Origin of the sequence: Candidatus Methylopumilus planktonicus (assembly GCF_000981505.1) — a bacterium.
Lineage (GTDB): Bacteria > Pseudomonadota > Gammaproteobacteria > Burkholderiales > Methylophilaceae > Methylopumilus > Methylopumilus planktonicus.
This window is the reverse complement of record NZ_LN827929.1, coordinates 492,043-518,470: the sequence shown is the minus strand read 5'-3', so window position 1 is coordinate 518,470 and position 26,428 is coordinate 492,043. Positions and strand designations below refer to the sequence as shown.

The 26,428-nt window shown below is 36.1% G+C and carries 24 protein-coding genes; 12 read left to right on the top strand and 12 right to left on the bottom strand.

From position 1 onward, the window contains the following. The first annotated feature begins 11 nt into the window (after positions 1-11). The gene (locus BN1208_RS02930) at positions 12-599 is read left to right on the top strand and encodes a protein-methionine-sulfoxide reductase heme-binding subunit MsrQ (protein WP_046489242.1); all 588 of its coding nucleotides are present in this window, start codon (positions 12-14) and stop codon (positions 597-599) included. Here BN1208_RS02930 and glnE read toward each other — a convergent pair. Continuing rightward, positions 589-3,309 carry a bifunctional [glutamate--ammonia ligase]-adenylyl-L-tyrosine phosphorylase/[glutamate--ammonia-ligase] adenylyltransferase gene (gene glnE, locus BN1208_RS02925; protein WP_046487753.1) on the bottom strand — a complete coding sequence of 907 codons (2,721 nt, stop codon included), beginning with the start codon at positions 3,307-3,309 and terminating at the stop codon, positions 589-591. The genes BN1208_RS02930 and glnE overlap by 11 nt on opposite strands. Positions 3,310-3,454: 145 nt before the next feature. On the opposite strand from glnE, the gene BN1208_RS02920 reads away from it, so the two are divergent. From BN1208_RS02920 to BN1208_RS02900, 5 genes are all read left to right on the top strand, one after another. After that, positions 3,455-3,844: a c-type cytochrome gene (locus tag BN1208_RS02920; RefSeq protein ID WP_052734621.1), complete on the top strand. Its 390-nt coding sequence runs from the start codon at positions 3,455-3,457 to the stop codon at positions 3,842-3,844. A 198-nt stretch (positions 3,845-4,042) separates the two neighbouring features. Continuing rightward, positions 4,043-4,219: a hypothetical protein gene (locus tag BN1208_RS02915; protein ID WP_156157779.1), complete on the top strand. Its 177-nt coding sequence runs from the start codon at positions 4,043-4,045 to the stop codon at positions 4,217-4,219. 308 nt (positions 4,220-4,527) lie between these two features. After that, positions 4,528-6,633 (top strand): 5-histidylcysteine sulfoxide synthase, encoded by a 2,106-nt coding sequence (ovoA, locus tag BN1208_RS02910; protein WP_046487749.1) that lies wholly within the window; start codon positions 4,528-4,530, stop codon positions 6,631-6,633. Continuing rightward, positions 6,633-7,835 (top strand): MalY/PatB family protein, encoded by a 1,203-nt coding sequence (locus BN1208_RS02905; RefSeq protein WP_046487747.1) that lies wholly within the window; start codon positions 6,633-6,635, stop codon positions 7,833-7,835. Before ovoA ends, BN1208_RS02905 begins: the two co-directional genes overlap by 1 nt. 131 nt (positions 7,836-7,966) lie before the next feature. Continuing rightward, the gene (locus BN1208_RS02900) at positions 7,967-9,790 is read left to right on the top strand and encodes an ABCB family ABC transporter ATP-binding protein/permease (protein WP_046487745.1); all 1,824 of its coding nucleotides are present in this window, start codon (positions 7,967-7,969) and stop codon (positions 9,788-9,790) included. A 27-nt stretch (positions 9,791-9,817) separates the two neighbouring features. Here BN1208_RS02900 and msrB read toward each other — a convergent pair whose 3' ends face one another. Continuing rightward, positions 9,818-10,261: a peptide-methionine (R)-S-oxide reductase MsrB gene (msrB, locus tag BN1208_RS02895; RefSeq protein WP_046487744.1), complete on the bottom strand. Its 444-nt coding sequence runs from the start codon at positions 10,259-10,261 to the stop codon at positions 9,818-9,820. 189 nt (positions 10,262-10,450) lie between these two features. Here msrB and BN1208_RS02890 point away from each other — a divergent pair, with 189 nt between their 5' ends. Continuing rightward, the gene (locus BN1208_RS02890) at positions 10,451-11,542 is read left to right on the top strand and encodes an ADP-ribosylglycohydrolase family protein (RefSeq protein ID WP_046487742.1); all 1,092 of its coding nucleotides are present in this window, start codon (positions 10,451-10,453) and stop codon (positions 11,540-11,542) included. 39 nt (positions 11,543-11,581) lie between these two features. Here BN1208_RS02890 and kbl read toward each other — a convergent pair whose 3' ends face one another. Beyond that, positions 11,582-12,772, bottom strand: a complete 1,191-nt coding sequence (kbl, locus tag BN1208_RS02885; protein ID WP_046487740.1) for a glycine C-acetyltransferase — start codon at positions 12,770-12,772, stop codon at positions 11,582-11,584. Positions 12,773-12,788: 16 nt separating this feature from the next. Continuing rightward, positions 12,789-13,823 (bottom strand): L-threonine 3-dehydrogenase, encoded by a 1,035-nt coding sequence (tdh, locus tag BN1208_RS02880; protein ID WP_046487738.1) that lies wholly within the window; start codon positions 13,821-13,823, stop codon positions 12,789-12,791. Between the two features lie 739 nt (positions 13,824-14,562). Here tdh and BN1208_RS02875 point away from each other — a divergent pair. Together BN1208_RS02875 and BN1208_RS07335 are read left to right on the top strand one after the other, a co-directional pair. Next, positions 14,563-16,092: a cryptochrome/photolyase family protein gene (locus tag BN1208_RS02875; RefSeq protein ID WP_046487736.1), complete on the top strand. Its 1,530-nt coding sequence runs from the start codon at positions 14,563-14,565 to the stop codon at positions 16,090-16,092. Positions 16,093-16,109: 17 nt separating this feature from the next. Next, positions 16,110-16,259: a hypothetical protein gene (locus BN1208_RS07335; protein ID WP_173424744.1), complete on the top strand. Its 150-nt coding sequence runs from the start codon at positions 16,110-16,112 to the stop codon at positions 16,257-16,259. A 24-nt stretch (positions 16,260-16,283) separates the two neighbouring features. Here BN1208_RS07335 and msrA read toward each other — a convergent pair whose 3' ends face one another. Then, a complete protein-coding gene (gene msrA / locus BN1208_RS02870) occupies positions 16,284-16,787 on the bottom strand; it encodes a peptide-methionine (S)-S-oxide reductase MsrA (protein WP_046487734.1) in 504 nt (167 codons plus the stop codon). 281 nt (positions 16,788-17,068) lie between these two features. Here msrA and BN1208_RS02865 point away from each other — a divergent pair, with 281 nt between their 5' ends. Further along, positions 17,069-19,210: a TonB-dependent receptor gene (locus BN1208_RS02865; protein ID WP_046487732.1), complete on the top strand. Its 2,142-nt coding sequence runs from the start codon at positions 17,069-17,071 to the stop codon at positions 19,208-19,210. Between the two features lie 85 nt (positions 19,211-19,295). Beyond that, positions 19,296-20,297: a histone deacetylase family protein gene (locus BN1208_RS02860; protein ID WP_046487731.1), complete on the top strand. Its 1,002-nt coding sequence runs from the start codon at positions 19,296-19,298 to the stop codon at positions 20,295-20,297. A gap of 74 nt (positions 20,298-20,371) precedes the next feature. Here BN1208_RS02860 and BN1208_RS07425 read toward each other — a convergent pair whose 3' ends face one another. The 4 genes from BN1208_RS07425 to BN1208_RS02850 all read right to left on the bottom strand — a co-directional run bounded on the left by BN1208_RS07425 (position 20,372) and on the right by BN1208_RS02850 (position 22,334). Further along, entirely contained in the window at positions 20,372-20,497 is a 126-nt protein-coding gene (locus BN1208_RS07425) for a hypothetical protein (RefSeq protein ID WP_269446959.1), read from the bottom strand. Between the two features lie 2 nt (positions 20,498-20,499). Beyond that, on the bottom strand, positions 20,500-20,670 hold the full coding sequence (locus BN1208_RS07330; protein WP_173424743.1) for a hypothetical protein: 171 nt from the start codon (positions 20,668-20,670) through the stop codon (positions 20,500-20,502). 29 nt (positions 20,671-20,699) lie between these two features. Further along, a complete protein-coding gene (locus tag BN1208_RS02855) occupies positions 20,700-20,894 on the bottom strand; it encodes a hypothetical protein (RefSeq protein WP_046487728.1) in 195 nt (64 codons plus the stop codon). A gap of 135 nt (positions 20,895-21,029) precedes the next feature. Next, a complete protein-coding gene (locus tag BN1208_RS02850; RefSeq protein ID WP_046487726.1) occupies positions 21,030-22,334 on the bottom strand; it encodes a PQQ-dependent sugar dehydrogenase in 1,305 nt (434 codons plus the stop codon). Between the two features lie 162 nt (positions 22,335-22,496). Between BN1208_RS02850 and BN1208_RS02845 the strand changes: the two genes are divergently transcribed. Further along, positions 22,497-23,777, top strand: coding sequence for a DASH family cryptochrome (locus BN1208_RS02845; protein WP_197540436.1), 1,281 nt, complete (start codon positions 22,497-22,499; stop codon positions 23,775-23,777). Positions 23,778-23,827: 50 nt separating this feature from the next. Here the strand turns inward: BN1208_RS02845 and BN1208_RS07325 are convergent, their stop codons facing one another. From BN1208_RS07325 to BN1208_RS02835, 3 genes are read right to left on the bottom strand one after another with little or no spacing between them, the layout of a single operon-like run. Next, positions 23,828-23,986, bottom strand: a complete 159-nt coding sequence (locus tag BN1208_RS07325; RefSeq protein WP_173424742.1) for a hypothetical protein — start codon at positions 23,984-23,986, stop codon at positions 23,828-23,830. A 43-nt stretch (positions 23,987-24,029) separates the two neighbouring features. After that, a complete protein-coding gene (locus BN1208_RS02840; RefSeq protein ID WP_046487724.1) occupies positions 24,030-25,418 on the bottom strand; it encodes an exonuclease domain-containing protein in 1,389 nt (462 codons plus the stop codon). After that, on the bottom strand, positions 25,419-26,417 hold the full coding sequence (locus tag BN1208_RS02835; protein ID WP_082092825.1) for an NAD(P)/FAD-dependent oxidoreductase: 999 nt from the start codon (positions 26,415-26,417) through the stop codon (positions 25,419-25,421). It lies immediately after the preceding gene. Positions 26,418-26,428 lie beyond the last annotated feature (11 nt).

The window sequence follows — 26,428 nt, the reverse complement described above, 5'->3', positions numbered from 1 at the left end:
CTACCTTGAAATTGAATCAATCATATGTCAAGCGTTTAATCTTTATCGCAAGCCTCTGGCCAATTCTTTCATTAGGCATTGCTATCTTTCAAAGCAATCTTGGGGCAAACCCAGTTGAATTTATTGAGCGTCATTTTGGAAAGTGGGCGCTTATTTTTTTATGCTTAACATTAAGCATAACCCCTTTAAGAAGAATAACAAATATAAGTGAGTGGATTTTATATAGAAGAATGTTAGGGCTTTTTGTGTTTTTCTATGCCTCAATTCATCTCCTCTGTTATATAGGGCTAGATTATCAGTTTGCATGGGTAGATATCAAAAATGACATTATTAAACATCGTTATGTGTTGGTAGGTTTTTTAGCTTGGCTTTTATTACTGCCATTAGCTATCACTTCTTCAGATAAGATGATGAGAAGACTTAAAGTGAATTGGAAAAGATTGCATCGTCTTAGTTATGTCATAGCTATATTAGGTGTTCTTCATTTTATATGGCTTGTCAAAAAAGATTTAACAGAACCACTTATTTACGCCGTAATAATTTCGATATTACTTATATTGAGATTAAATATTTTCAATCGTAAAAAAATTAATCATTAAAAATACTCTTCCAAATAGATACAACCTCAGCCGGGTGATCAGTAACTTCAGAATACTTTATTCTTCCATCTAATTTAGCCTCAAGACCTAATTGATGTTGAAGTTCTCTATATCGTCGATAAGCACTGATGAGTTTTTTGGCTGTGAGAGCTTCAATTAATTTTTTTTCACTAAAAAGATTAAGTAATCCAATATTGCCTATATTAGGAGTAAGTGCCTTATTTGAAGAACCAAAAGCTAATACAAAATATTGCACAATAAATTCAATATCAATAATTCCTCCGCGATCTTGTTTTAAATCGAAAAGCTCACGATTAACTTTGTGTTTTTCGAGCATTCTTTCACGCATGTCCACCACATCTATCTTTAACTGCTTTATATCTCTTTGGGTTTCTAGAATATCTAGTCGAACCTTTTCAAATTGATTGCCTATTCCTACATCTCCAGCACAAAAGCGTGCCCGGGTAATTGCTTGATGTTCCCATGTCCAAGCTCTCTTTAATTGATAGTCTCTAAAAGCATCAATGGAACTCACTAATAGGCCACTCGCCCCGTCAGGTCTTAATTCAAGGTCAATATCATAAAGAACGCCTGAGGAGGAATAGGTGTTGAGCCAACTATTGATCCGCTGTGCAAATCTTGCATATTTTTCAGCCATGCCATCTCGTTTATCATCATAGATAAAGACAATATCTAGATCCGAGGTATAGCTCATTTCTTTACCGCCGAATTTCCCATAAGCAATGACAGCAAATTTAGGTGGGTCATTTTGCTCTGGATACATATGCCCCCATACCAATAAAAGTGTTTCTTCTATAAGTAAGTCAGCAAGTTCGGTTAAGTAATCAGAGAGATTTTCTACTGACACATCACCGATCACTTCTAAGGCAGCCAACTTAAAAATGTTAGCGTGCTTAATATTGCGCATGATATTCATTTGCAGCTCAATATCGTCTTTAGCCTCCAATAAATCTTTATGAAGCTTTTCTTTTACTGCTACAAAATCAGGCTTTGTATAAAAATGATTAATATCAAGTAATTCATCAATCAATATCGGATGCTGAATAAGATATTGTGTAAGCCATGGGCCCGCTTTAGATAGTTTAATAAGTATCTTTAATGCACTTGGATTTTCAGTGAGCATAGCAAGATAACTCGCACGCCTACATATACTCTCTAAAATTGAAATGATTCTGATGAACGTTGAATCTGAATTCGAATCAGAAGTAGAAGAAACTTCATGGATAATTAAAGGTATTAGAAGATCGAATCGTTGTCGACTCACTTCAGGCAAATGAAGATAACTTGAACTATGCTTTAATCCGTCAATAACTTGATAGGTCTCACCAGTTAATTTAAAGCCTAAGCTCTCTAGATGCTTATGCGCATCTTCTAAACTTAAAGTGCTATTCCAAAGCGCTTTAGTTGAATTTAATTGAGGTGAATCTTGATCTTTAATTGTTTCTTTAAAAACTTCGTCAAAATAAAATTCTACATTGGCTCTGTGAGTTTCAAGGTCTTGATAAAACATATTCCAGTCTTGGTAGTGCATAGATTTAACTAACCTTAATTTACCCTCGTCTGATTTTGGTAACTCTTGTGTTTGCATATCTTCCATATATTGTAGTCTATGCTCTAGATTTCTTAAGAACACATAAGCCTCAGTTAATAACTTAACTCCGTCTTTAGATAATAAATTTTTAGTTTCAAGAACTGCTAATGTAGGTAAAAGTGATTTAAGTCTTAATGACTTATCTTGGCCACCTCTGATCAACTGATAAACTTGCGCGATAAACTCAATCTTTCGAATGCCACCTCGACCAACTTTAATATTTTCTTGAATGCCTTTTTTATTTACATCATTTTGAATCTGAGTTTTTAAATCACGCATAGAATTCAATGCTCCGTAATCTAAATATTTTCTGTAAACAAATGGCTCAATAATTTGACTAAGCTCTATCTGAGGCCCAACAATAACCCGACCTTTGACCCATGCATATCTTTCCCATTCTCGTCCGTATTTTTGATAGTAATCTTCTAGCATCTGATAACTACATGCAATCTGACCCTCAGAACCAAAAGGTCTTAATTGCATATCTACACGAAATACAAAACCATCTTCTGTAATATCATTAAGACTCGATATGATCTTTTTACAAAGTTTAATAAAGAAGCTTTGATTGCTGATAGACGCATTGCTTTTAGTATCTCCCTCTTCTGGATATGCAAAGATTAGGTCAATATCAGACGATACATTAAGCTCTGCTCCACCTAGCTTTCCCATGGCGACAATACTTAATTGCTGCTCTTGTCCGTTTAATCCTATCGGAGAACCGTGCATAGACTTAAGGTAATTAAAATGAAATTGATGTGCATGAAGTAGAGTAATTTCAGCAAGCTCAGTGACTGACTTTAAGATCTCATTTAAATCAGCTAATTTATTCAGGTCACGAAGAATAATATTTGCTATCACTTGCTGACGAAGTTTACGTAAAGATTTATTTAAACTTATCTCATCAGAAATTTTGCGGTCATCTAACCATGATTCCATTTCTTGCCGACTAAATGGATGGCTCATATGTTGAAGTGAGGATTGCTCTAGCTCGTTATCTGCCTCAAATAGCCTTTTTATAAAAGGTGAGCAATGGTAGGTATAAGTAAGATCCTTACTTAACCATTGATTTAATTCTGATTGATTAGATGTAGACATTAAGCAAGTAATTTATTTGTACCCTTCATAACCTAGAAATTAACACAAAATTAAGCTTTTGCTTGCACACCCCTTTTACTCCCAGCTAAAATATTGTTTTTAGTACATCTGCAAATACCGAAACTACTTACCATTAATTAAGCTTATGCTGCGACAAACTATAATTTTTTCATTCTTTGTACTGACTTTAATAATCTCATTAACTTCTTATGCGGGTGGAGAGTCTACCTATAAATCAATTTGTATAGCTTGTCATGCTTCTGGCATGAATGGGGCTCCTAAATTTCAGAATAATCTCGCTTGGGCGCCTATTATTAAGGAAGGCAAAGTTCATGTCATTACTGAAGCTTATAACGGTGTCAGAAAAATGCCAGCAAAAGGCGGAAGGCCTGATTTAACTCTAGAGGATTTCTCGGAGGCTTTAATTTATATGGTTAACTCTTCTGGTGGCAATTGGAGCAAACCAACCGAACAAGAGTATATCCAAATTAGAAATAATATTTTGAAGCTTAGCAGTAAAAGAAAACCAGCTTAAGAGCCACAGAAGTTTAACGCTTTGCAACATAACCCAATCACCGTCTTAACAAAAACCTTAATGAGCGCCTACCTGTAGTTCTTATAGATTTTTCTATTGATAAGTAATACTTATCACATACTTAAAAACAAATCATTGGATTTATCTAAATAAGAGACATAGAATTCACCCATACAAACTATTTGTAAGGAAATGAAAATGAACTCAAAAAAAGAAATTAAAACATCTAAAATTTTAGAGAAAAATGAAAATTTAGAAAATTCAAACATGTCAAAAAACATAGATGAAATTAAAGATGAAAATAATTTTGTATGCGAGCACAATGACAAAGACTGTTGGCATAGGTATTCATCAGCAATGGGTGATTGCGTTTAATTATTGTTGAGAAAACTGTGAAATATAAAAATGAAGACGAAAACACAATCGGCTGAAATTTAATCCAGTACCTCTATTACAGCCATGGCATGTTGGGATCCAAAAAAAATTAAGGAAATTATGGTGAACTAATACAGGGAAAACTGCACCAATAGATGTCTCTGTAATATTTTACAAAAAAAAGCTTTTAAAAATTAAAAGAAATATAGCGAAAACTAAAAGCTGGCAATTGCCAGCTTTTAGTTTGTAATAAAATAGCGCGTCAGTTTAAATCCATCATAACCAATATTAGCAAAGCCATAAATTTAATGAGTACCTATTTAAATCGCAGCACACTCCTAGACACCCAGGAAGCAACGACCTTGCGTGAGCAAACTCGTCAGTATTTTCATCAAACTGCAGATTTATATGAGAGCTTGTTTCAGACATTAGTTAGTGATGAAGCCTATTATGTGAACCCTATTAAATTGAGGCATCCGCTGATTTTTTATTATGGCCATACTAATACTTTTTTTATTAATAAATTAACATTAGCAGGCTTAATCACTGAGCGTGTCAATCCTCAATTTGAATCGATGTTTGCTGTGGGTGTTGATGAAATGGGCTGGGACGATATCAATGCGCAAAATTATAATTGGCCCACGCCTTTAGAGGTTAAAACTTACCGCGCCAGCGTGCGCAAAGTGGTTGATCAATTAATTTGTACATTGCCACTTAACCTACCTATGGATTGGGATAATCAATGGTGGACGATTTTAATGGGCATAGAGCATGAGCGCATTCATTTAGAAACCAGCTCAGTATTAATACGCCAACATGCTTTGCACTATGTGCAAAAAAAAGACGCTTGGCGTTCATGTTCAGCAATAAACACCACAGCACCTTCCAATAGTTTGGTAGACATACCGCCTAGACGAATTAAATTAAGTAAATCTCCCGAACATTACGGCTGGGATAATGAGTACGGTAATTTTGAAACTGAATGCACAGCGTTTCAGGCAGCAAAATACTTAACCTCTAACGCGGAGTTTCTTACTTTTGTCGAAGCCGGTGGGTATAAAGAAGACTCATATTGGCAGGAAGAAGGATTAGCTTGGCGGCATTACGCTCAAGCAATGCATCCAACTTTCTGGGTACAACAAGGTGATGTTTGGAAACTCAGATTAATGACGGAAGAAGTTGCTATGCCTTGGAGCTGGCCAGTCGAAGTCAACTACCACGAAGCAAAAGCCTTTTGCAATTGGCACTCTGCTAGTACGGGAAAGCAAGTGCGTATGCCCTCAGAGCAAGAGTGGTATAGCCTCTATGCCCATGCTGGCTTGTCAGATGAAAAAGTAAGAGGTAGTATGAATGCAAATCTATTTTTAGACCATTACGCTTCTTCTTGCCCGGTCAATACATATGCACATGGTGATTTGTATGATGTGGTTGGTAATGTTTGGCAATGGACAGAAACCCCTATTTTTCCATTTGATGGGTTTAAGGTGCACCCCTTATATGATGATTTCTCTACACCCACATTCGATGGTCGGCATAACATCATTAAAGGCGGTTCGTGGATAGCCTCTGGCAATGAAGCCCTAAAAGATGCACGTTACGCATTTCGCCGACATTTTTTTCAACACGCAGGATTCCGCTATATTGTGACTGATACGCCTCTACAAATTCATGCTTCGCATTACGAAACCGATAAACAACTTTCAGAATATGCTGAGTTTCATTATGGTGATACCTACTTTGGTGTGCCAAATTTCCCTAAAGCGCTGAGTGATTTTGCAGTTCAACACTTACACACACGACCCGCCAAAAAGGCCTTGGATTTGGGATGCGCCACTGGCCGCGCTTCGTTTGAGTTAGCAAAGCATTTTGACCATGTCACTGGTATCGATTTTTCCGCACGATTTATTGGTTTAGCGCTAAAACTAGTCCAACAAGGCATACTGCGTTACACCATGGTGAACGAAGGTGATTTAGTGAGCTACCAGGAACGCAGTTTAGCTGATCTTAAATTAACGGATGTGGCGCACAAGGTTGATTTTTGGCAAGGTGATGCCTGCAATCTTAAACCACAATTTACTGGCTACGATTTTATACTTGCTGCCAATTTAATTGATCGCCTATACAACCCGCGTGATTTTTTAAGCAATATTCACCATAGGTTAAATATAGGCGGCGTCTTAATGATCACCTCACCCTACACTTGGTTAGAAGAACACACGCCGCGTGACCAATGGATAGGCGGCCACAAGCAAGACGGCGAAAATGTCAGCACTATAGATGGCCTCAAAGCATTGCTTGGTGAGCACTTTAAGCTTATGCAATCGCCCATTGAAATTCCTTTTGTAATTCGTGAAACACGCCATAAATTCCAACACAGCTTGTCCGAAGTGACCTTGTGGGAACGCATGCGCTGATGCAACGTTTTGACAAAACAATCCCACGGGAGACTAGTGCATCGCTAAAATATGATGGCAGGCTTGAAACATTTGGCACGAATGATATCTTGCCAATGTGGGTCGCTGACATGGATTTTGCTGTGCCCGATGCTGTTACAGAAGCATTACAAGCAAGAGCCAGCCATCCCATATACGGCTATTCAATTGCACCAGAGAGTCTCTATCAAGCTCTAATCGATTGGTTACTTCTAAAGCATCAATGGCCAGTAAAACGTGAGTGGATAGTACTGACCCCTGGCGTGGTGCCTTCCTTAAACTTGGTTGTGGCAGCATTAACAGCAGAAAATGCAGGTGTGATAGTCCAGCCCCCAGTATATTTCCCCTTTCTATCTGCGGTAAAAGATCAGCATCGTCGTTTGATAGAAAACCCCTTGATTTTAGAAGAAGATGATTTGGGTAATTTGCATTACCAAATGGATCTTTCACAGCTAGATAACTGCGCTAGAGAAGCGAGCCTACTAATGTTTTGCTCACCTCACAACCCAGTCGGACGGGTTTGGTTAAAAGACGAGTTACTGGCCCTATTGGCTGTTGCAAAAAAGCACAATTTAATTATTCTAGCCGATGAAATTCATGCAGATTTGGTGTATGCCGATACGCAACATCACACGCTAAGTCGTCTTGCTTTTAAGAATGCCCCAGCAACATCAAGCATAGATGCACCTCACGCTATCATCACAGCCGTTTCGCCCAGTAAAACCTTTAATATCCCAGGCTTGGGACTTTCTGCATTAATCATACCCGATGCCACTTATCGTCAAACCATCCAATCACATCTTACTAAGATCGCTGTTTCAGTGACTAACCCATTTAGTATGATTGCGTTTGAAGCCGCCTACCGTGGCGGGGCTGACTGGTTAAGTGAATTAATGGCTTACCTTCAAGCGACGCGTGATGAGGCTGTTGCGTTTATTCGTGCGCATATACCAAAAATAAATGCGGTGTGCCCAGAAGGTACCTATCTACTTTGGCTAGATTGTAGAAAATTAAACATAGATGACAAAGCATTAGCGCTATTTTTTGTGCAAGAAGTGCAGTTAGGTTTATCCAGTGGTGCAATGTTTGGATGCGGTGGTAAGGGTTTTATGCGCATGAATATAGGCACTCCCAGAGCAAATGTCATGAAAGCGCTTGATCGTTTGAAATCTGCTTTGTCGTGATTTGATGCTTTTACTTTCTACTCTTAACGACAAGGGTTATACCACCCTTTTATCTCGAACCTACTTTATTAATACAAAGGCTTTTTTTAACTTCTTTATAAACCTCTACTTGCACACTCTAAACCGCACCTATGCACTCCTCTAAAATAGAAAATAACGTTAAACAAAAAAAACAGCGTCATCAAGACTGGAATGTCATTAAGAACTTATTGCCTTACATAAAGGCTTACAAAGCACGCATTATTTTTACGCTTATATGCTTAGTGTTAGCGAAGGTGGCTAACTTGGGCGTGCCTATTATGCTCAAGAATATAGTGGATGCGATGAGTATTACTTCAACGCCGAAAGCATTACTGGCGGTGCCCGTGAGCTTAATTGTGGCTTACGGTTTGTTGCGCCTTTCAGCCTCCCTATTTGCAGAGTTGCGAGAGTTAATTTTTTCTAAAGTCACTGAGCAAGCTGTAAGGCAAGTAGGTTTACAAGTGTTTAATCATCTCCATGCCTTATCTTTACGTTTCCACTTGTCTCGTCAAACAGGGGGTATGACAAGAGATATTGAACGTGGCACGCGCGGCATTCAATCGCTTATCTCGTATTCTCTTTACAGTATTATTCCCACCTTAATCGAACTTGCTATGGTGTTAGGGTACCTTTTATTTGCTTACGATGTTAGGTTTGTATTGGTGACGTTTATTGCACTTATTTGTTATGTGGTATTTACAGTGGTTGTTACAGAGTGGCGAACAAACTTTCGACGAGAAATGAATAGCCTTGACTCACAGGCCAACCAAAGTGCTGTAGATACTTTAATTAATTTTGAAACAGTTAAGTATTTTGGCAACGAACAGTTTGAATCTGCACGTTATGATGTCAGCCTAAAAAAATATGCACACGCTGTGATTAAATCGCAAAAGTCATTAGCTTTTTTAAACTTTGGTCAGCAAATTATTATCGTTTTTGGATTGGTATGTATTTTAGGTTTGGCTAGTCAAGGAGTTGCAAAACAAGAAATGACCATTGGTGATTTAGTTTTAGTGAATGTGCTAATGATACAACTTTACATACCACTTAACTTTCTCGGCGTGCTCTACCGTGAAATGAAGCAATCGTTAACTGATATAGACCGAATGTTTAGTTTACTAGAAACGGATCAAGAAATTTCTGATCTACCAAACGCAACAGCATTGCAAATAAAATCTCCAAAGATAGGACCGCATGTTTGTTTTAAAGACGTTAGTTTTTATTACGAAAAAAACCGCGGCATATTAAATCAGGTATCGTTTGAAATATTGCCAGGTCAAACAACTGCCGTTGTTGGTCACAGCGGTGCCGGAAAAAGTACCTTAGGTCGACTGATATTCCGTTTTTATGACGTGCAATCGGGCGCCATTTATTTGGACGACCAAGACATTAAAACTGTTAAACAAGCAGGTCTTAGACAGGCTATAGGTATAGTGCCGCAAGATACGGTGCTGTTTAACGACACCATAGGATTTAATATTGCCTACGGTAAGCCCGGTGCGAGCCAATCTGCCATAGAAGCAGCAGCTCAATCTGCCCAAATCCATGATTTTATTTCTAGCCTACCAAATGGTTACAACACCAATGTTGGTGAGCGAGGCCTCAAGCTTTCTGGTGGCGAAAAGCAGCGCGTCGCTATTGCAAGAACACTGCTAAAAAATCCTTCCTTACTTGTCTTTGACGAAGCCACCTCGGCGTTGGATTCTGAAACGGAACGCAGCATTCAAAAAGAATTAAACGAGTTGGCTAAGAATCGCACGACATTAATCATCGCGCATCGCCTTTCAACCATCACACATGCCCATCAGATTTTAGTCATGGAAGCAGGCAGTATTATTGAACGCGGCACCCATGAATCACTTCTAAAGGATGGTCAGCGCTATGCCGAAATGTGGCGTGTGCAGCAAAGCCAGATCCATTCGTTAGTCCTGTGATTAAGATCTTGTATTGAAGAAGCTAGGTCAGGCAATGCGTTTTAATGAGAGTGCATTCACGCAATAGCGAAGCTTGCTTGGCGCTGGACCGTCTGGAAATATATGACCTAAGTGCGCATCGCAAGTGCTGCAGGTGATTTCAACCCGAACACTACTTAAACTGCCATCGCTAAAATAAGCTACCGCATTGGGCTCTAGGGGTTGCGTAAAAGAAGGCCAGCCTGTGCCGGAATCAAACTTTTGTGTTGCATCAAACAGCATGGTATCGCAGCAGGCGCAAGCATAAAAGCCAGGTTCAAAGTGAGCGCACATGGGTGAACTGAAGGGACGCTCTGTTCCTGCGTGGCGCGTGACGTCATGGACATCGCTAGGCAATATTTTGCGCCATTGATCGTCTGTTTTTTCTACGCGTTGATTCGCGGGTGGATTGCCATGAAGTACGCGATTTTCAATATCTTGCCAAGTCAGCATAAAAATACCTTTAAGGTTATGAGTGAATAAATTGTACTAGTCAGATGTGGTTTCAAAAAATTAGTTCTCAATACGCTACATCAAAATCTTGATTTTTTATTCACATAACATTGAAACTTATACTGTAAAAAGTGTCACTAAAGATTGCTTTATGAATAATACTTTTTCAATTAGGCTAAGGATGCCCTCATGAATACTATGCCACTTAATAAAACTGACCGCATGCGTGGCGCGCTGTGGGGCATGTTTGTAGGTGATGCGCTGGCGATGCCAGTGCATTGGTACTACAGTATTGCCACCCTTTGGCAAGATTTTGGTCAGATAAAAGATTTCCAAGCACCTAAAGCGCATCATCCTAACTCGATCATGTCTCTCGCCAACACCAGCAAAGCGGGACGTGGAACGCAAGAAGGCGATATTGTTGGAAGCGTTATACTTAAAGGCAAAAAGCACCATTGGGGTCCAGCTAATCGTCATTATCATCAGGGAATGCAAGCAGGCGAAAATACGCTTAATTTAATGTGTGCGAGGGTTTTGTTGCGCTCGCTTAATACAATAGGCGATTATGATCCCGCTGATTTTTTACGTGAGTATATTGGTTTTATGACAGAGCCTGACCGACATAACGATACTTATGCGGAATCTTACCATCGAGATTTTTTTGCTAACTACGCAAAAGGTATCCCTCCTGAAAAGTGTGCTGGGGCCGAAGGTCATGATACGGCTTCTATAGGCGGCTTGGTTAGTCTCCCTATGCTTGTCATAGCAAGCTTAAGCGAGGGCAACTTAACAACTACTATCGCTCAAGCCCTAAACCATCAACGTCTAACTCACCGCTCACCCTCACTGGAAATCTACTCTAGCGAACTTAGCGCATTGTTATTTCATATTTTTCAAGAGACAAATCCAAATACAGAAGAACTCGCCTGCGCTGCAGCAAGTCGCCTTGGATTCCCTGCGGCGAAAGTAGTTGCTTCTGTGCGCAGTAAGCAAAGTTCAGATTGTGACGTCATTGGTGGTTTACTCAGTTCTGCTTGTTACATAGACCAGTCTTTTCCGTCCGTCCTTTACCTCGCCTCACGCTACTCCAATAATTTCGAAGCAGCACTCATCGCTAATACTAATGTTGGCGGCGACAACTGTCACCGTGGTGCTATCTTAGGCGCCATCCTTGGCGCAAGTTTGGGATTTGAAGCCATACCTAAGCGCTGGATTGATGGCTTAATTGCCCATGATGAACTGAATAATGAAATAGAGACGTTTATCAAACGCTTTGAATAACGTTCTAACTTGTATCAATTCAAGACAAAATTTTTGATATTAAATTAATTGATTTTTAGTTGTAGTAAAAGCATCTATGGCCTTATCTAGATCTTCGAATGTATGAGCAGCTGAAATTTGGGTTCTAATTCTAGCTTTTCCCTGCGGTACTACTGGATAAAAAAATCCGATCGCAAAAATACCTTTTTCTAATAATTTTTTACTCATTGATTGAGCAAGATTAGCATCACCTAACATAATAGGAACAATAGGATGATCACCATCGCTTACATCAAAACCAGCTTTTTGCATGCCAGCTCTAAAGTAATGAACATTTTTCTCTAATGTATCGCGAAGTGCAGTTGATTTCTCTAGCATCTCAAAAACTTTTAATGAAGCAGTACAAATATTAGGGGCAAGTGTATTTGAAAATAGGTAAGGTCGAGATCTTTGTCTTAACATATCAATAATTTCTTTACGGCCGGATGTAAAGCCACCAGTGGCGCCACCTAAAGCCTTGCCAAATGTACTTGTGATGATATCAACGCGATCTATTACATTACAATATTCATGAATACCACGGCCTGTTTTCCCCATAAACCCTGTTGCATGACAATCATCATGATGCACCATGGCATCAAATTCATCTGCAAGATCACAAATCTTATCTAATTGTGCAATCGTGCCATCCATAGAAAATACGCCATCGGTGGTAATTAGAATGCGTCTCGCGTTATTTTTCTTAGCTTCTTCTAGTTTTGCACGTAAATCATTCATGTCATTATTTTTATAACGATAACGTTGTGCTTTACATAAACGAATACCATCAATAATCGACGCATGATTGAGTTCATCAGAGATAACAGCATCATCCGCTGTTAAGATGGTTTCAAATAATCCGCCATTCGCATCGAAGCAAGCCGCATAGAGAATCGTATCTTCCATGCCTAAATACTCACTCACTTTTTCTTCTAGCGTTTTATGTAATGTTTGTGTTCCACATATAAATCTAACAGAGGCAAGACCAAAGCCCCATCGATCAAGACCATCTTTTGCGGCTTGAATGACTTCGGGATTATTAGCCAAACCCAAATAGTTATTCGCACACATATTAATAACTTCTTGATTATCAGAAAGCTGAATCTTACTTTTCTGATCGGAATTAATAATACGTTCAGTTTTCCAAAGTCCTACTTTTTTAATTTCTTCTAAATCAGACGAAAAACTTTCTTTAGCTTTTTTAAAGCTCATTTAAAGATCCTTAATATTAATTTTCCCAATTTAAGATAATCTTGCCAGACTTACCTGATCGCATAATGTCAAAACCTTCTTTAAATTCAGTATAAGGAAATCGATGTGTAATTATTTTTTCTAAAGGTAATCCACTTTGAACCATCATCGTACCTTTATACCAAGTCTCAAAAATTTCACGTCCATAGACTCCTTTAATTGTGAGGCCTTTGAATACCACCATATCCCAATCTATCCCAGAACCTGCAGGCATGATTGCTAACATAGCAATATGGCCACCATTAATCATGAGACTTAACATGTCACTAAAAGCTTTAGGGGAGCCTGACATTTCGAGTCCCACATCAAATCCTTCAAAAATACCAACGGACTTCATCATGTCACGACTAATTGTTTCTTTTTCAACATTAATTGCAATAACACGTGGAAGAATTTTTTTGATGAAGTCTAAGCGATATTGATTTACATCTGTGATCACAATATTTCTTGCGCCAGCATGATCTGAAACCAAAGCGGCCATCATACCAATTGGACCTGCTCCTGTAATCAGCACATCTTCGCCCACCATATTAAAAGAGAGTGCTGTATGAACTGCATTTCCATAAGGATCAAAAATAGCAAGCAAGTCAGTTGAAATTTCACGACTTGGTTTAAAAATGTTCTTAGCTGGCACTGCCAAGAGCTCAGCAAAACATCCTGTTCGATTTACACCTACACCTATTGTATTAGGACATAAGTGTGTTCTACCACCTAGGCAGTTTCTGCATCGACCACAGGTTAAATGACCTTCTCCTGAGACGATATCGCCTACTTTTAAATCTGTTACATTAGAGCCGACATCTACAATTTCTCCTGCATACTCATGTCCAGTGATCATAGGAACAGGGATTGTTTTTTGGGCCCACTCATCCCAATTGTAGATATGAATGTCTGTGCCACAAATAGCCGTCTTTTTTATTTTAACTAATACGTCGTTATTACCCATGTCAGGTTCTGGCATATCCTCTAGCCATAAACCCTCTTTAGCGTATTTTTTGACCAATGCTTTCATTTAGTAGACCCCGCCATTCTTAAGATAATAAAAGAAGTCCTTCAATTATATTGAAAATTCATTTTTTTGTCGCATACCCTTATTCTGTCCCATACATAATATCCAACTTAGATCTAACAAAACAACGACAAATACTAAAAATATCCACTTGTGAGGAATTGGCTCAGCCGCAATAGCAGTGTAATCTTAATACCCCTCTTCAAGAGTGGGTAAGTTCTGTAACTCTTACATATGGCGCTTCAAGAAAAGATTTTTAATCAGTGAATACACCAAAATGTTAAAAGTTTTGACGGTTGTATTCTATAAAAGCTACCAAAAGTAAGACTAAAAACAAGAAAATTAAATAAAAAAGAATAAATCTAATATTTTCATTAGAGATTCGTAATGGAAGATAGTCAGAGATAAACTTCTGAATGATTTTGAGTGGTTTCATTTGCAATGATTAGACTAGAGATAGCCCTATTAAAAGGGCTATTAAATAATGTTACGAAGGTTATTTTAGAGGACTGAAAATTAATTTAGATTTTACAATAACTTTTTACAAATATCTGTATATCATTGTTAGCGACAAAATTTTTAGCGGCAATAAGAGTGAGAATATAAATTTACATTACCCAACAATCTTATGCTGCTCGAACCATATGTTTTCAATTAAAATATCTACTTATGCGTAGTAGCTCAGTTGGAATCTAAGTGCTATTTAATCTTAACGTGCCAATTATATTATTAGATCTCGAAAATGAAAATTCTTAGACTTATTCTGGGTGATCAACTCAATCCTAATCATTCGTGGTTTAAAAATACAGATGATGAAATCCTTTACGTTTTAATGGAGGTAAAACAAGAAACAAATTATGTGCTTCATCATGCACAAAAGATTTTAGCTATCTTTGCAGCAATGAGAGATTTTAAAATAACGCTTACCAAAGAAAATCACCAAGTCATTTATTTCAAAATAAATGAGAAGTCCAATCAACAATCTTTTAAGTTAAATTTAAATCCTTTATTAACTCAATACAATATTCAGAAATTTGAGTATCTAGAACCTGACGAATTCAGGCTTGATCGTGATTTAAGGGAATTTTGTTCTGAAATCTCTATTCCATCTGAATGTTTTTCATCAGAACATTTTTATACCCATCGCTCCGAAGTAAACGAAATGTTTACTGATAAGAAGCAGTGGCTTATGGAGTCTTTTTATCGCTATATGAGAAAAAGGCACAATGTTTTGATGTCTGAAGATGGTAAACCTGTTGGTTCAAAATGGAATTTTGATCACGAGAATAGAAAAGCCTGGAAGGGTGAACCAAAAGTTTTTGAAGATCATAGACCAACTCATAATCATAGTGAATTATGGAATGAAATTACAGAAGCTAAAATTAAGAGTTTTGGAAATCACAATGCATCTAAATTTCGTTGGCCTTTAAATAGAAAAGAAGCATTAAAGCATTTAGATTTTTTTATTCGAAATATTTTAATTTACTTCGGCGACTATCAGGATGCGATGCATAAAGATGAGACAAGGATGTTTCACTCCTTAATCTCTTTTGCATTGAATACTAAAATGCTATCACCTAAAGAAGTTGTATCAGCTGTCGAAAAATCATATCTTTCTAATCAATTATCTATCAATGCTGCTGAAGGCTTTATCAGACAAATTATTGGCTGGAGAGAATACATTAGAGGATATTACTGGGCTCATATGCCAGCATTTGGCGACCAAAATTATTTTAATCATCAATTGCCAGTGCCCAATTGGTTTTGGAATGGCAAAACTAAAATGAATTGCCTTAAATATACAATCAACCAATCGCTAGATGATGCTTATGCTCACCATATCCAAAGACTTATGATTGTTGGTAATTTTTCTCTACTTGTGGGTATTAATCCTAAAAGCCTTCATGAATGGTATTTAGGTATCTATATTGATGCATTTGAATGGGTTGAGATGCCAAACACACTTGGTATGAGTCAATTTGCTGATGGAGGCAAGCTAGCAAGTAAGCCTTATGTTTCAACGGCAAATTATATTAGTAAAATGAGTAACTATTGCGAGGGATGCTATTATTCAAAAAGTGAGAGGCTTGGTGACAAAGCATGTCCATTCAACAGCTTATACTGGAATTTTTTTATTTCGAAGTCCAAACAATTAGGTAAAAACCCAAGATTAGCGATCGTCAATAAACAGATCAGAGATATGGATCCTAATCTAATTAAAGATATTCAATTACAAGCAAAAAAAATAATCAAAAATATTGAGAGTGTCTAGTAGTTAAAAGGAGATATATGACTAAAAAAAACAAACAAGAAGCACTACTAGAAAAAATTCATCAAAAACTCTCAGACATTAATACGAATATGCTGAAAGTTTTTTGGATTGTGGCTATTTTTGCTTTTTTATACTTTGGCTTAATGCTTCATCTACTTCTTAAATAGATTGAGTTGATCAAGTATTAGTAATTAGAAAGATAAATTAATATCTCTGATGAAATGACATGAGTAGCCATCTGGGTATTTCTCTAAATATTTTTGATGATTATCTTCGGCAAGAAAAAATATATTAAATCTATTAACTTCAGTCGTAATTTTTTTTATTAAAACTCCTGATGTATCAATCTTTTTAATTAATTCCTCGGCCAATAAAATTTGCTCGTCCGTTGTCGCAAAAATTGCCGATCGATATTGAGTTCCAATATCATTGCCTTGCTGGTTCAGTGTGGTTGGATTATGCATTTTGAAATAAAATTTAAGTAAATCTGTAAAGCTTAAAACATCAGAATTAAAAATAACTTTTACTGTTTCAGCATGCCCTGTAGTCCCTGTTGTAACCTCTCGATAACAGACATTTTTAACATGTCCGCCAGAGAAACCTACAGCCGTCTCAATGACACCTGGTATCTTGCTTAAGAGGTCTTCAAGGCCCCAATAGCATCCCCCTGCTAAATATACCGTCTCTTTAGCCATATTTAATAAAACAAATATTTAATAAAAGTTGCAATACCTAGGACATAAAACGCTGTCCCAAGGCCGCATGTAAAAGCCATATGCCAATTATATTTACATTTTCTTTTAGCCATTTTTCACCTACCTATTAATTTTTTATTGGATGCTTTTCATTCCTTCAAAGTTCAATACTGTTTACCGCATGTAACAAGCCCCATCCTAAGTGAATAAAATGCTCACCTTTAAACCTAAGGGAAAATAGTTTACTTGCTATTTTAAATGAGAATGATTATCATTTAGGTATGGAAATATGCAATAAGTCAAAATATCACATCAAAACAATTACTTATATCTTGCTAGGGTGTTTAATACCTAGTATTTCGATTGCTGGTACTTCCGAAAAAAATAGTTTAGATGATACGAAAATTGAATTGATTGAAATTGAAGTTAAAGACAATATGGCCAAGACATATCTTAAAAAAAGAATAAGCAGTGCAACAAAAACAGATACGCGTATTCGAGATATACCTCAATCAATTTCAGTCATTACTGAAGAGCAAATAAAAGATCAGTCTCTTTTAGGTTTAACGGATGCAATTAAATACTCCCCTGGTGTTATGGCAGGACAAGGCGAAGGCAATCGAGATAGTGTTTGGTTTCGAGGTAATCAAAGTACATCAGATTTATTTGTAGATGGCGTAAGAGATGATGTTCAATATTACCGAGATCTCTACAATATCGATCGTGTTGAAGTATTGATGGGGCCTAATGGCATGATTTTCGGTCGTGGCGGAGTTGGTGGAGTGATTAATCGCGTCACCAAAGAGGCTCATTGGGAAAATAAGAATGAATTAAGAATGCAAGGTGGCACTTATGACCATAAACGCTCATCCATAGATCTTAACAGCGACATTAATGAAACACTGGCTATAAGAATCAACGCTATGATTGAAGACTCAGGCAGCTTTCGGCAGGGAGTTGAAAGTGAAAAAAAGGCTATTAATCCTACTTTCACGTTTAAACCGTCAGACAAAACAAAAGTTGTTGTAGGTATGGAATACTTTAACGATAAAAGAACGAATGATAGAGGCATTCCTTCTGTTAGTGATGGACTTCAGAGCCGTCCCTACTCAACAAGCCGATCAACTTTTTTTGGAAACGCATCACAAAGTCCAAATGAAGCCATAGTTAAAAATGGCTATGCAATAATTGATCACATCTTCGACAACGGTATGAGTGTTAAAAACACCACAAGATTTTCTGACTACGATAAATATTATCAAAACGTATATGCATATAGTTCAGTTCAAACTAACGGCACTCTTACGATTGATGGTTATTATGACAATACACAAAGACAAAATTTTTTCAATCAAACAGACTTAACATATAACTTTAAGACTGGTTCCGTTTCACATAAGCTGCTAATTGGCTTGGAAATCGGATTACAAGAAAATGAAAATTTCAGAATATTAGCTACTCCCATAACTGGTGTTAATGCTTCCAATCCATTTGCATTGCTCACATTTAACTCTTCTAGAAGCCGAAATACATCCACTGATATTTCTAATCAAGCTATATATTTACAAGATCAAATATATTTGAGTGAACAATTTCAAATCATCGCGGGCTTACGTTATGATAAATTTAAAACTAAATTTAATGATAGCGTTACTACTTTAAATAGCGCTTACGTAAATGATCAATTTATTTCTCCTAGGGTTGGTTTAGTATATAAGCCTATTGAGCCCGTATCTTTATACACAAACTATAGCTTAAGTTATCTCCCAAGAACCGGAGAACAATTTACATCGCTCACGTCTAGTATTAAAACATTTGATCCAGAAAAATTTACAAACATTGAAGCTGGGATTAAGTATGACTTATTACAAAGTTTTTCAATTAGCTCTTCTATTTATCGATTAGAAAGGTCTAAGATGGCAATTACAGATCCTTCAAGTCCTACAAATACTATTATTGTTGATGGTCAAGTTACAAAAGGTTTTGAATTGGGTGTTGCAGGTAAATTATTTGACTCTTACAGTATGTATGGTGGCTACACTTATCAAGATGCAGAAATAACAAAAAACCAAGGCACTGGAGACGCACAAATTACTTCAGGCACACCATTAGGTCATGTACCAAAACATACATTTTCTTTATGGAATAAATATGAATTGAATGATACATGGAGCGCAGCTCTTGGTGTTGTCAGCCGAAGTGACATGTTTGCTGCTACCCCAACAGTATCAACTGCAGTAAAACTTCCTGGATACGCTCGATTAGATGCTGCTATATATGCAAATATTAACAAGCAAACTAAACTTCAATTGAATATAGAAAATTTACTTGATAAAACTTACTATCAGTCGGCTCATAACAATAATAATATTATGTATGGTTACCCTCTTACCGCTCGAGCAACGCTAACGTATACATTTTAAAAAAATTCAAGAACTACCTATATCACAATTCATTTCAATGAAATATTTTTTTAAATGCTTGCTTCTTATATTGCTTTTTCAGCCGATGAATCTCATTGCTGAATCAGGTAGAAGTGCGCTAAAAATTGCAATTCTTTATGATGAGCAATTTCTTCTTCATGATACTGGACCTAATCATCCAGAAAACTCTGAGCGAATGTTAAGTGCTATAAACTTTCTCAAAAATGATTCTAAATTAAAACCTAATTTAATTTGGCCTAGCTTTGGTTATGCGTCTATAGATGTCATAAATCTTGTACATTCAAAAGAATATATTCATCTTGTTAAACAAGAATCTGAAAAACTTACTAAATTAACTGCAAAGCTAAGCACAGGCGACACTGTGATATCAAAACACTCATATCAAGTTGCCAGAAAATCTGTCGGGGCAGTAACTGAAGGGGTTGATCAAATCATGAAGGGCAAGGCTTCAAGTGGCTTTGTATTCTCAAGACCTCCCGGCCATCATGCAACTAAAGATCGAGGTATGGGATTCTGTATTTTTAATAATGTCGCAATTGCAGCAAAATATCTACAGATGAAATATGGTTTTAACCGAATATTGATTGTTGATTTTGATGTTCATCACGGTAACGGAACACAGGATATTTTTTATAGCGATAATACGGTTTTCTATTTCAGTATCCATCAACACCCCTTCTATCCTGGAACAGGCCGCCCTGATGAAAAAGGAAGTGGTGAAGGTTACGGGTATACATTGAATATAGATTTACCAAAGGGAGCTGGCGATAAAGAATTTATTCATGGTTTAAAAAGCCAATTAATTCCTGCTATGGAAAAATTTAAGCCAGAATTTATATTAGTGTCAGCAGGATTTGATGCGCATGAAAATGATTTGCTAGGGCAATTAGAATATTCAAATAATGGCTACAAAAAAGCTACAGAAATTTTATCTACAATTGCACAAAAATATGCTTCTAATCGTATATTGTTTGTATTAGAAGGTGGTTATGAACCTACTAATCTTAGAGAAGCTTCGGTAAGCATTCTAAATACAATTATTTCTAAAAAAATAAAAGCTGATTAGAGAATATGAGTGTCCTAAGATAATTAACAAACCTAACACCGAGCGTCAAAAGTTTTGTCAGTCAAAAAAGCTAATTATTTTTTCTTCTTTAATTTTTCTTTTAATTCCATGTTTTTAAATTCTTGCACTGTTAAAACAACACCAACAATTGCAAGAAAAAAACAGAATAAACCTGTACTAAATAATATTGTATTATTCATTTTTATTCCTTTCTGGAAATAACTTTAAAATAAATTGCAAAAGTTAAAATAGAAGGAATCCATGAAGAAGTAAATAACCCTTCCTCATGTTGGCCAGAAAACCACAAATAAGCTGTAGTAATAAAAGCCACCAAGACAGACAATAAAATACATATATCAGACATTTTAAGCATAATTTTTCCTTATCATTAATAAATTATTACTATTTTTCATCCCAAAAAGCCCATGAAGCTAAAAGCAAGAATAAAAGAGTTACAGAGGCGTGGGCTCTTAGATTTGTTTCACCAGGTATATGGAATATCAGGGGAGCTAGTTCTAAAATCCCTAAAATTAACCATGCTAGTGAAATTAATGCTAATAAAAATGTAACACGAGCGATACTTTTTCTAAAACTCATAAAGCCATTTTCTTATAATTTAAAAAAAGATAATCTTAGCATGTATTTTTTAACTAGCTATTGTCAAGCAAGAAATCATTAGTAATGACATTAGAACGGTGAGCAATGTCAAAAGTTTTATACTTAAATTACTTATTATTTTGAAGAAATTCTCCAAACGCGATTGCCCACATCATCTGCAATAAGAAGATTTCCTTTTTTATCAATAGCTAAACCCACTGGCCTTCCATAAGCTTCGTCCTCAATTACAAAATCAGTGACGATATCTATGGGCAATCCTTGAGGTTCGTTATTCTTAAAGGCTATAAAAACAACTTTATAGCCACTTCGTGGCTTTCTATTCCATGAACCATGTTCACTGATAAAGACACCACTGTTATAAGGGGCTTTGAATTGTGAAGTATTAGAAAAGGCCAAGCCTAAAGCTGCAACATGAGCCCCTAATGCATAATCAGGTGAACGAGGTTTTAAGTTATCTGGCATAGATTCTTTGACGCGAGGGTCTTTATGATCTTTGTAATACACATAAGGCCATCCAAAAAAATCGCCGTCATTAACGGAAGTTAAATAATCAGGTACTAAATCATTACCTAATTCATCTCTTTCATTAACCACTGTCCATAATTTAGCCGAAGATGGTTGCCATGCAAGGCCATTTGGATTTCTAAGGCCTGACGCATAAATTCTTTTTTGTTTTGTTTTAAGATCAATTTCTAAAATCACAGCTCTATCTTTTTCTTGATCTAATCCATGCTCTCCAATATTACTATTAGATCCAACTGTTACATAAATCTTTGTACCATCAAGAGATGCAACAATATTTCTGGTCCAATGTCCATTAATTTCCCCCTCTGGTAAATCTACAACTTTTTCTGGTGGATGTTTTTTAGTGTCAATTTTTAAAGCATCTAGCTCATAATGAAAGCGCATAACTGCATTAGTATTAGCTACATATAAATCATTTCCTATCAACGTCATACCAAAAGGTGAATGTAAATTAGTTAAAAAATCACTGGCTAATTCAGCAACTCCATCGTCATTTTCATCTCGAAGCAACGTAATTTTGTCTGGGCTATCATTACCTGCTCCAGCCCGTTTCATGATGTATCTGGCTATAAGATCTTTTAAGCCCTGTGTTTTTTTAGGGGGTTGTTTGTTACTTTGCGCAACTAAAACGTCCCCGTTAGGTAAAACGTATAGCCAACGAGGATGCGACAGCTCTTTTGAATAAAGATTTACCATAAAGCTATCTTTGACTTTCGGTTTAATGCCTTCAGGCCATTGAGAAGCTTTTGCAATATTAACTGTAGGGATAATTGATGAGCTTGGCTCAGGTAATTGGGGATTTTTTCCTACATTTGAAATTGGTAAATCTGCAGAAGGTATTGTTTGGCAAGCAAAGAGGATGCCCAATACAAAAATACTTATAATTTTTTTCATACTCTTATTTTATATAATTGTTAAGATTTAAAGGCACCTTTTTATGGCCCCGCTACTTTTGACCTACTCAACCCCTCTATAAACCCTATAAATCTAGTAATATTAAAAATCTAAACACCGATGTATTTTTGTGTATTAATTCGCTAGAAAGCTAGGAAAGAATTGAAGAATATTACTATTTACTGTTTTAGGAATGACTTACGCTTATTCGATAATGCAGCCTTTCTAAAAGCAACTATTGAAAGTGATATTTTATTACCTTTATTCTGTCATCCGAATAATCAGCTAATTCATAATGATATTCAAAGAATTGGTATTCATAGGCAAACTTTTTTAAGACAGGCATTAAATCAATTAAAAGACAATCTTAAATCTCTTAATTCAGATCTTCTTGAAGTAAATGGCAATATTTATGAGGAAATAAAGAAAATATCAGAAAAAATAGGTGCGACTAAAATTATCTTGGAGAAAATTATAAGTCCTGAGGAGCTAGATCAAGAAAATTCAATAAGAAGTATAGGTATTCCTGTTGAAACTTTTTGGCAGTCTTCTATGATAGAGCCAACAGAACTACCATTTAACCTGAAAAATATGCCAGATATTTTTACAGACTTCAGAAAATTAATTGAAGCAAATAAAATTCTAACTAAAACACCAACCTTACTTCCAGCGGAGCTTCCGCCTCTTCCTGATATAAATATTGAGTTTGTTTCAAATGTTAATTTTCCTACAAGTATCAAATATGAATGTACTTCTTTTCCTTACCTCGAGAATCAATTCTATGGTGGAGAAAAAAATGCACTGGCTCATCTTGAAAATTATTTAATAAAAAAACTACCTCACACATATAAAGAAACACGTAATCAACTTTATGGAATAAATTTCTCAACAAAATTTTCACCCTGGTTATCTTTAGGCTCAATTTCAGCAAGATATATTGCATTCAGAATAAAAGAATTTGAAAATCAGCATGGTGCAAACGAAAGCACATATTGGATATGGTTTGAGCTCTTATGGCGAGATTATTTTAGATTTATTCATTTTAAATTTGGAAAAAAGCTCTACTCTAAAAATGGTCTAAGTAATAATAACAATTTGATAAATCATAATAATGAAAATTTTAATAAATGGGTACAAGGAGAAACAGGAAATGATTTAATAGATGCAGGTATGAAAGAATTAAGATTTACTGGATATCTTTCTAACAGAATGAGGCAAATTGTAGCAAGTTACTTAATTTATGATCTTGGTTGTGACTGGAGAAAAGGAGCCTTATGGTTCGAATCTCAATTAATTGATTATGATGTATATAGCAATCAAGGAAATTGGCTATATATTGCTGGACTTGGAACAGACCCAAGAGGTGGAAGAAAATTTAACACAAAAAAGCAGAACCTCGAATACGACCCCAATAATACCTATAAAAAAATGTGGCTCAACTGATAATGCAGTTTTTTAGAAAATTGCTTAGATTTTCTTAGATTATTTGTAAGTTATTTTTTTGGTAAATCTTTTTTATCTAATTCTTTCGTTTTTTTGATGTCTGAATTTGCTTGAACCATTTTTTCACCATCCCATCTTTGTCCGCACCAACAAATGCCTTGAGCATTTATTATACAAACACCTCTTCCACAACAACGCTTATCTTCCATGATTAGTCACCTTATAAATTTATTTCTAATATAAAAAAACTAGTTAAAAGTTAATAACATTCGCATGACCATTTGACAGATGTCTTGACAACAATTGATAAGTATCTAAATCGAATGCTAGTATTTGCTTTGATTCCTTAAAATCATACATATCAATTTCATTTTTAAGAGTATCAAGATGCCGCCACTGATCAAATATATGTAATTCTATTTTTTCATTCTTTAAATTAAATTCTTTTATAGCTATTCTGCCTTTAAAAGGCCATGACTTCAATTTGAGAGAATGAAAGGCTTGTTTTGTCCTCAAGAAGTGAAGTTCTTTATCTTCTTGACCAACGCAGACTCCTTTACAGCGTTTGATTTGTGATCGAAAACATGAGCCTTTTCCAACTTCAATTCCCAGCACTTTTAAACAAAGGGAGTATTCATCCGCAATTTTTAAAATAATGTCTGTCGCTTGTTTTTTAGATCGAAATGTTCCAAATAGATTATTCATATTTTTAGGGATAATTTGATCTTCACTTACCAAAGATATCAACGGTAAAGTTTCAGGATTGTTCGATAAAAGCCACGAGCATAGCTGTCTTTCTCTTCTAAGTTTGCGATTATGAATTGGCTGAAGCTCTTTAATCAATCTAGATTCAAGTAAAAGTGCACCAAATTCACCAGCGGTCTCTACCCACTCAATATGTTTGATTTGTTGACTAATCCTCATTTCTTTAGTCGAGCTGTGATCCGAACTAAAATGAGACATGATACGAGATCTCAAATTAATACTTTTACCAATATAAAGTGGTAAATTATTCTCCCCATAAAAGAGATAAACCCCGGAAGTTTCTGGCATATCATCAATTAAATGTCCATCAATTCCTGAAGGTAAAGTCTGCTTTTTACAAAGCTCAGCTACAGCTATTTCTAAATTCTCTAATCCATGCTCCTTTTTTGCAAGATCAATTAATTGCAACATCACTTCTACATCTCCCATAGCTCGATGCCGATTTGTACAATTGAATTTATGTCGTTCCATGATGGCAGTTAAACCATGGCTTTTATATTGCGGATAGAGTTTTCTTGATAACTTTACGGTACAAAGTACTTTTTGTTTTAGATCAATACCAATACGTTTAAACTCCGCTTTAAGAAACCCATGATCAAATCTTACGTTATGCGCACATAGAACAGCGCCATCCAAATAGCCCAAAAGTTTTCCTGAGGTCTCTTCAAACGTTGGGGAATCCTGGACCATTTGATTTGTAATACCTGTTAAAGACTGAATGAAATCAGGAATATTTATTTTTGGATTAACTAGAGTTTGCCATCGGTCTACTTCAATACCATTTTTGAAATGAATTAGCGCGATCTCCGTGATTCGATCCCTAAGCGGTATCGCACCTGTTGTTTCAAGATCTAATAAAATATAGTTGGATAACATTTATGTGGTCAAGTTTTTTAATTTGTTTGCTAAGTTTAAGGAAGACATGAAAGCACTTTCAATTCTTCCACTGATACACCAATCGCCACAAAGAGCCAATTTTAATGGGTAATCGATTATCTCTAGAGCTTTTTCCTGTCTGGAAGCATTAGCATACTTCCACCTCTTCAATTTAATAAAAGAAGCCTTATTTAAAGTTTTACCGCTGATTTTAGCAAGCTCATTAAGCATTTCATTAATAATGATTGAGTCAGGCTTACTTAAATTTTGATTAGCCCATTCGTTAGTACTCATTGCTATGATTGAAAGGGGCTTTCCTCTATTTGGTTTTGAGCTATTCACTGAAACCCAGCTCAAAATTGAATCTGAAACGAATGCTGCATCCCAATCAAAAAAGTTTTCAATTTCATAGCCTAACATTAAAGTAAAGCAAGGCTGCATCTTCACGTCCTGTAACATCATTTTTGGGGATAAGTTTTTAGGTAAGAGATCATTTCCCTGTTCTGCTGGAACAGCAATTATCAACCAATCAAAAGGGCCAATTTCAGAATTAGCTGTTTCTAACAACCAATTGGCTTTAATTTTTTTAATCCCAGTAATCGTTTGATTGAAGCGAATGTCAATATTTTGAGCCAAATATTGAGCGATTGAGTTCATTGATGGCGACCCTACATAGTGAGGAAAATCTTTGTCCCAAGTCCTCTCGCTTTGAATCTCACCAAACTTTAGCTCAACAAATCTTGCATTCCATTGTTCTACTGCGTGATGCAACTCGAGCTCTTTAACAAATGTCTGAAATGCTGGATTCTTAGCAGTAAAAAACTGAGCTCCGTGATCAAAAGAAAATCCTTGCTCATTAAGAGTGGAAAGCCTGCCACCTAGCTTATTAGATTTTTCAAAAACAATAACATCAGCCAATTCACCCAATAGTCTTGCTAAATTAAGTCCAGCAATTCCTGCGCCGATAATAGCTATTTTTGGCTTACTTTTTTTGATCAAAATATATTGCT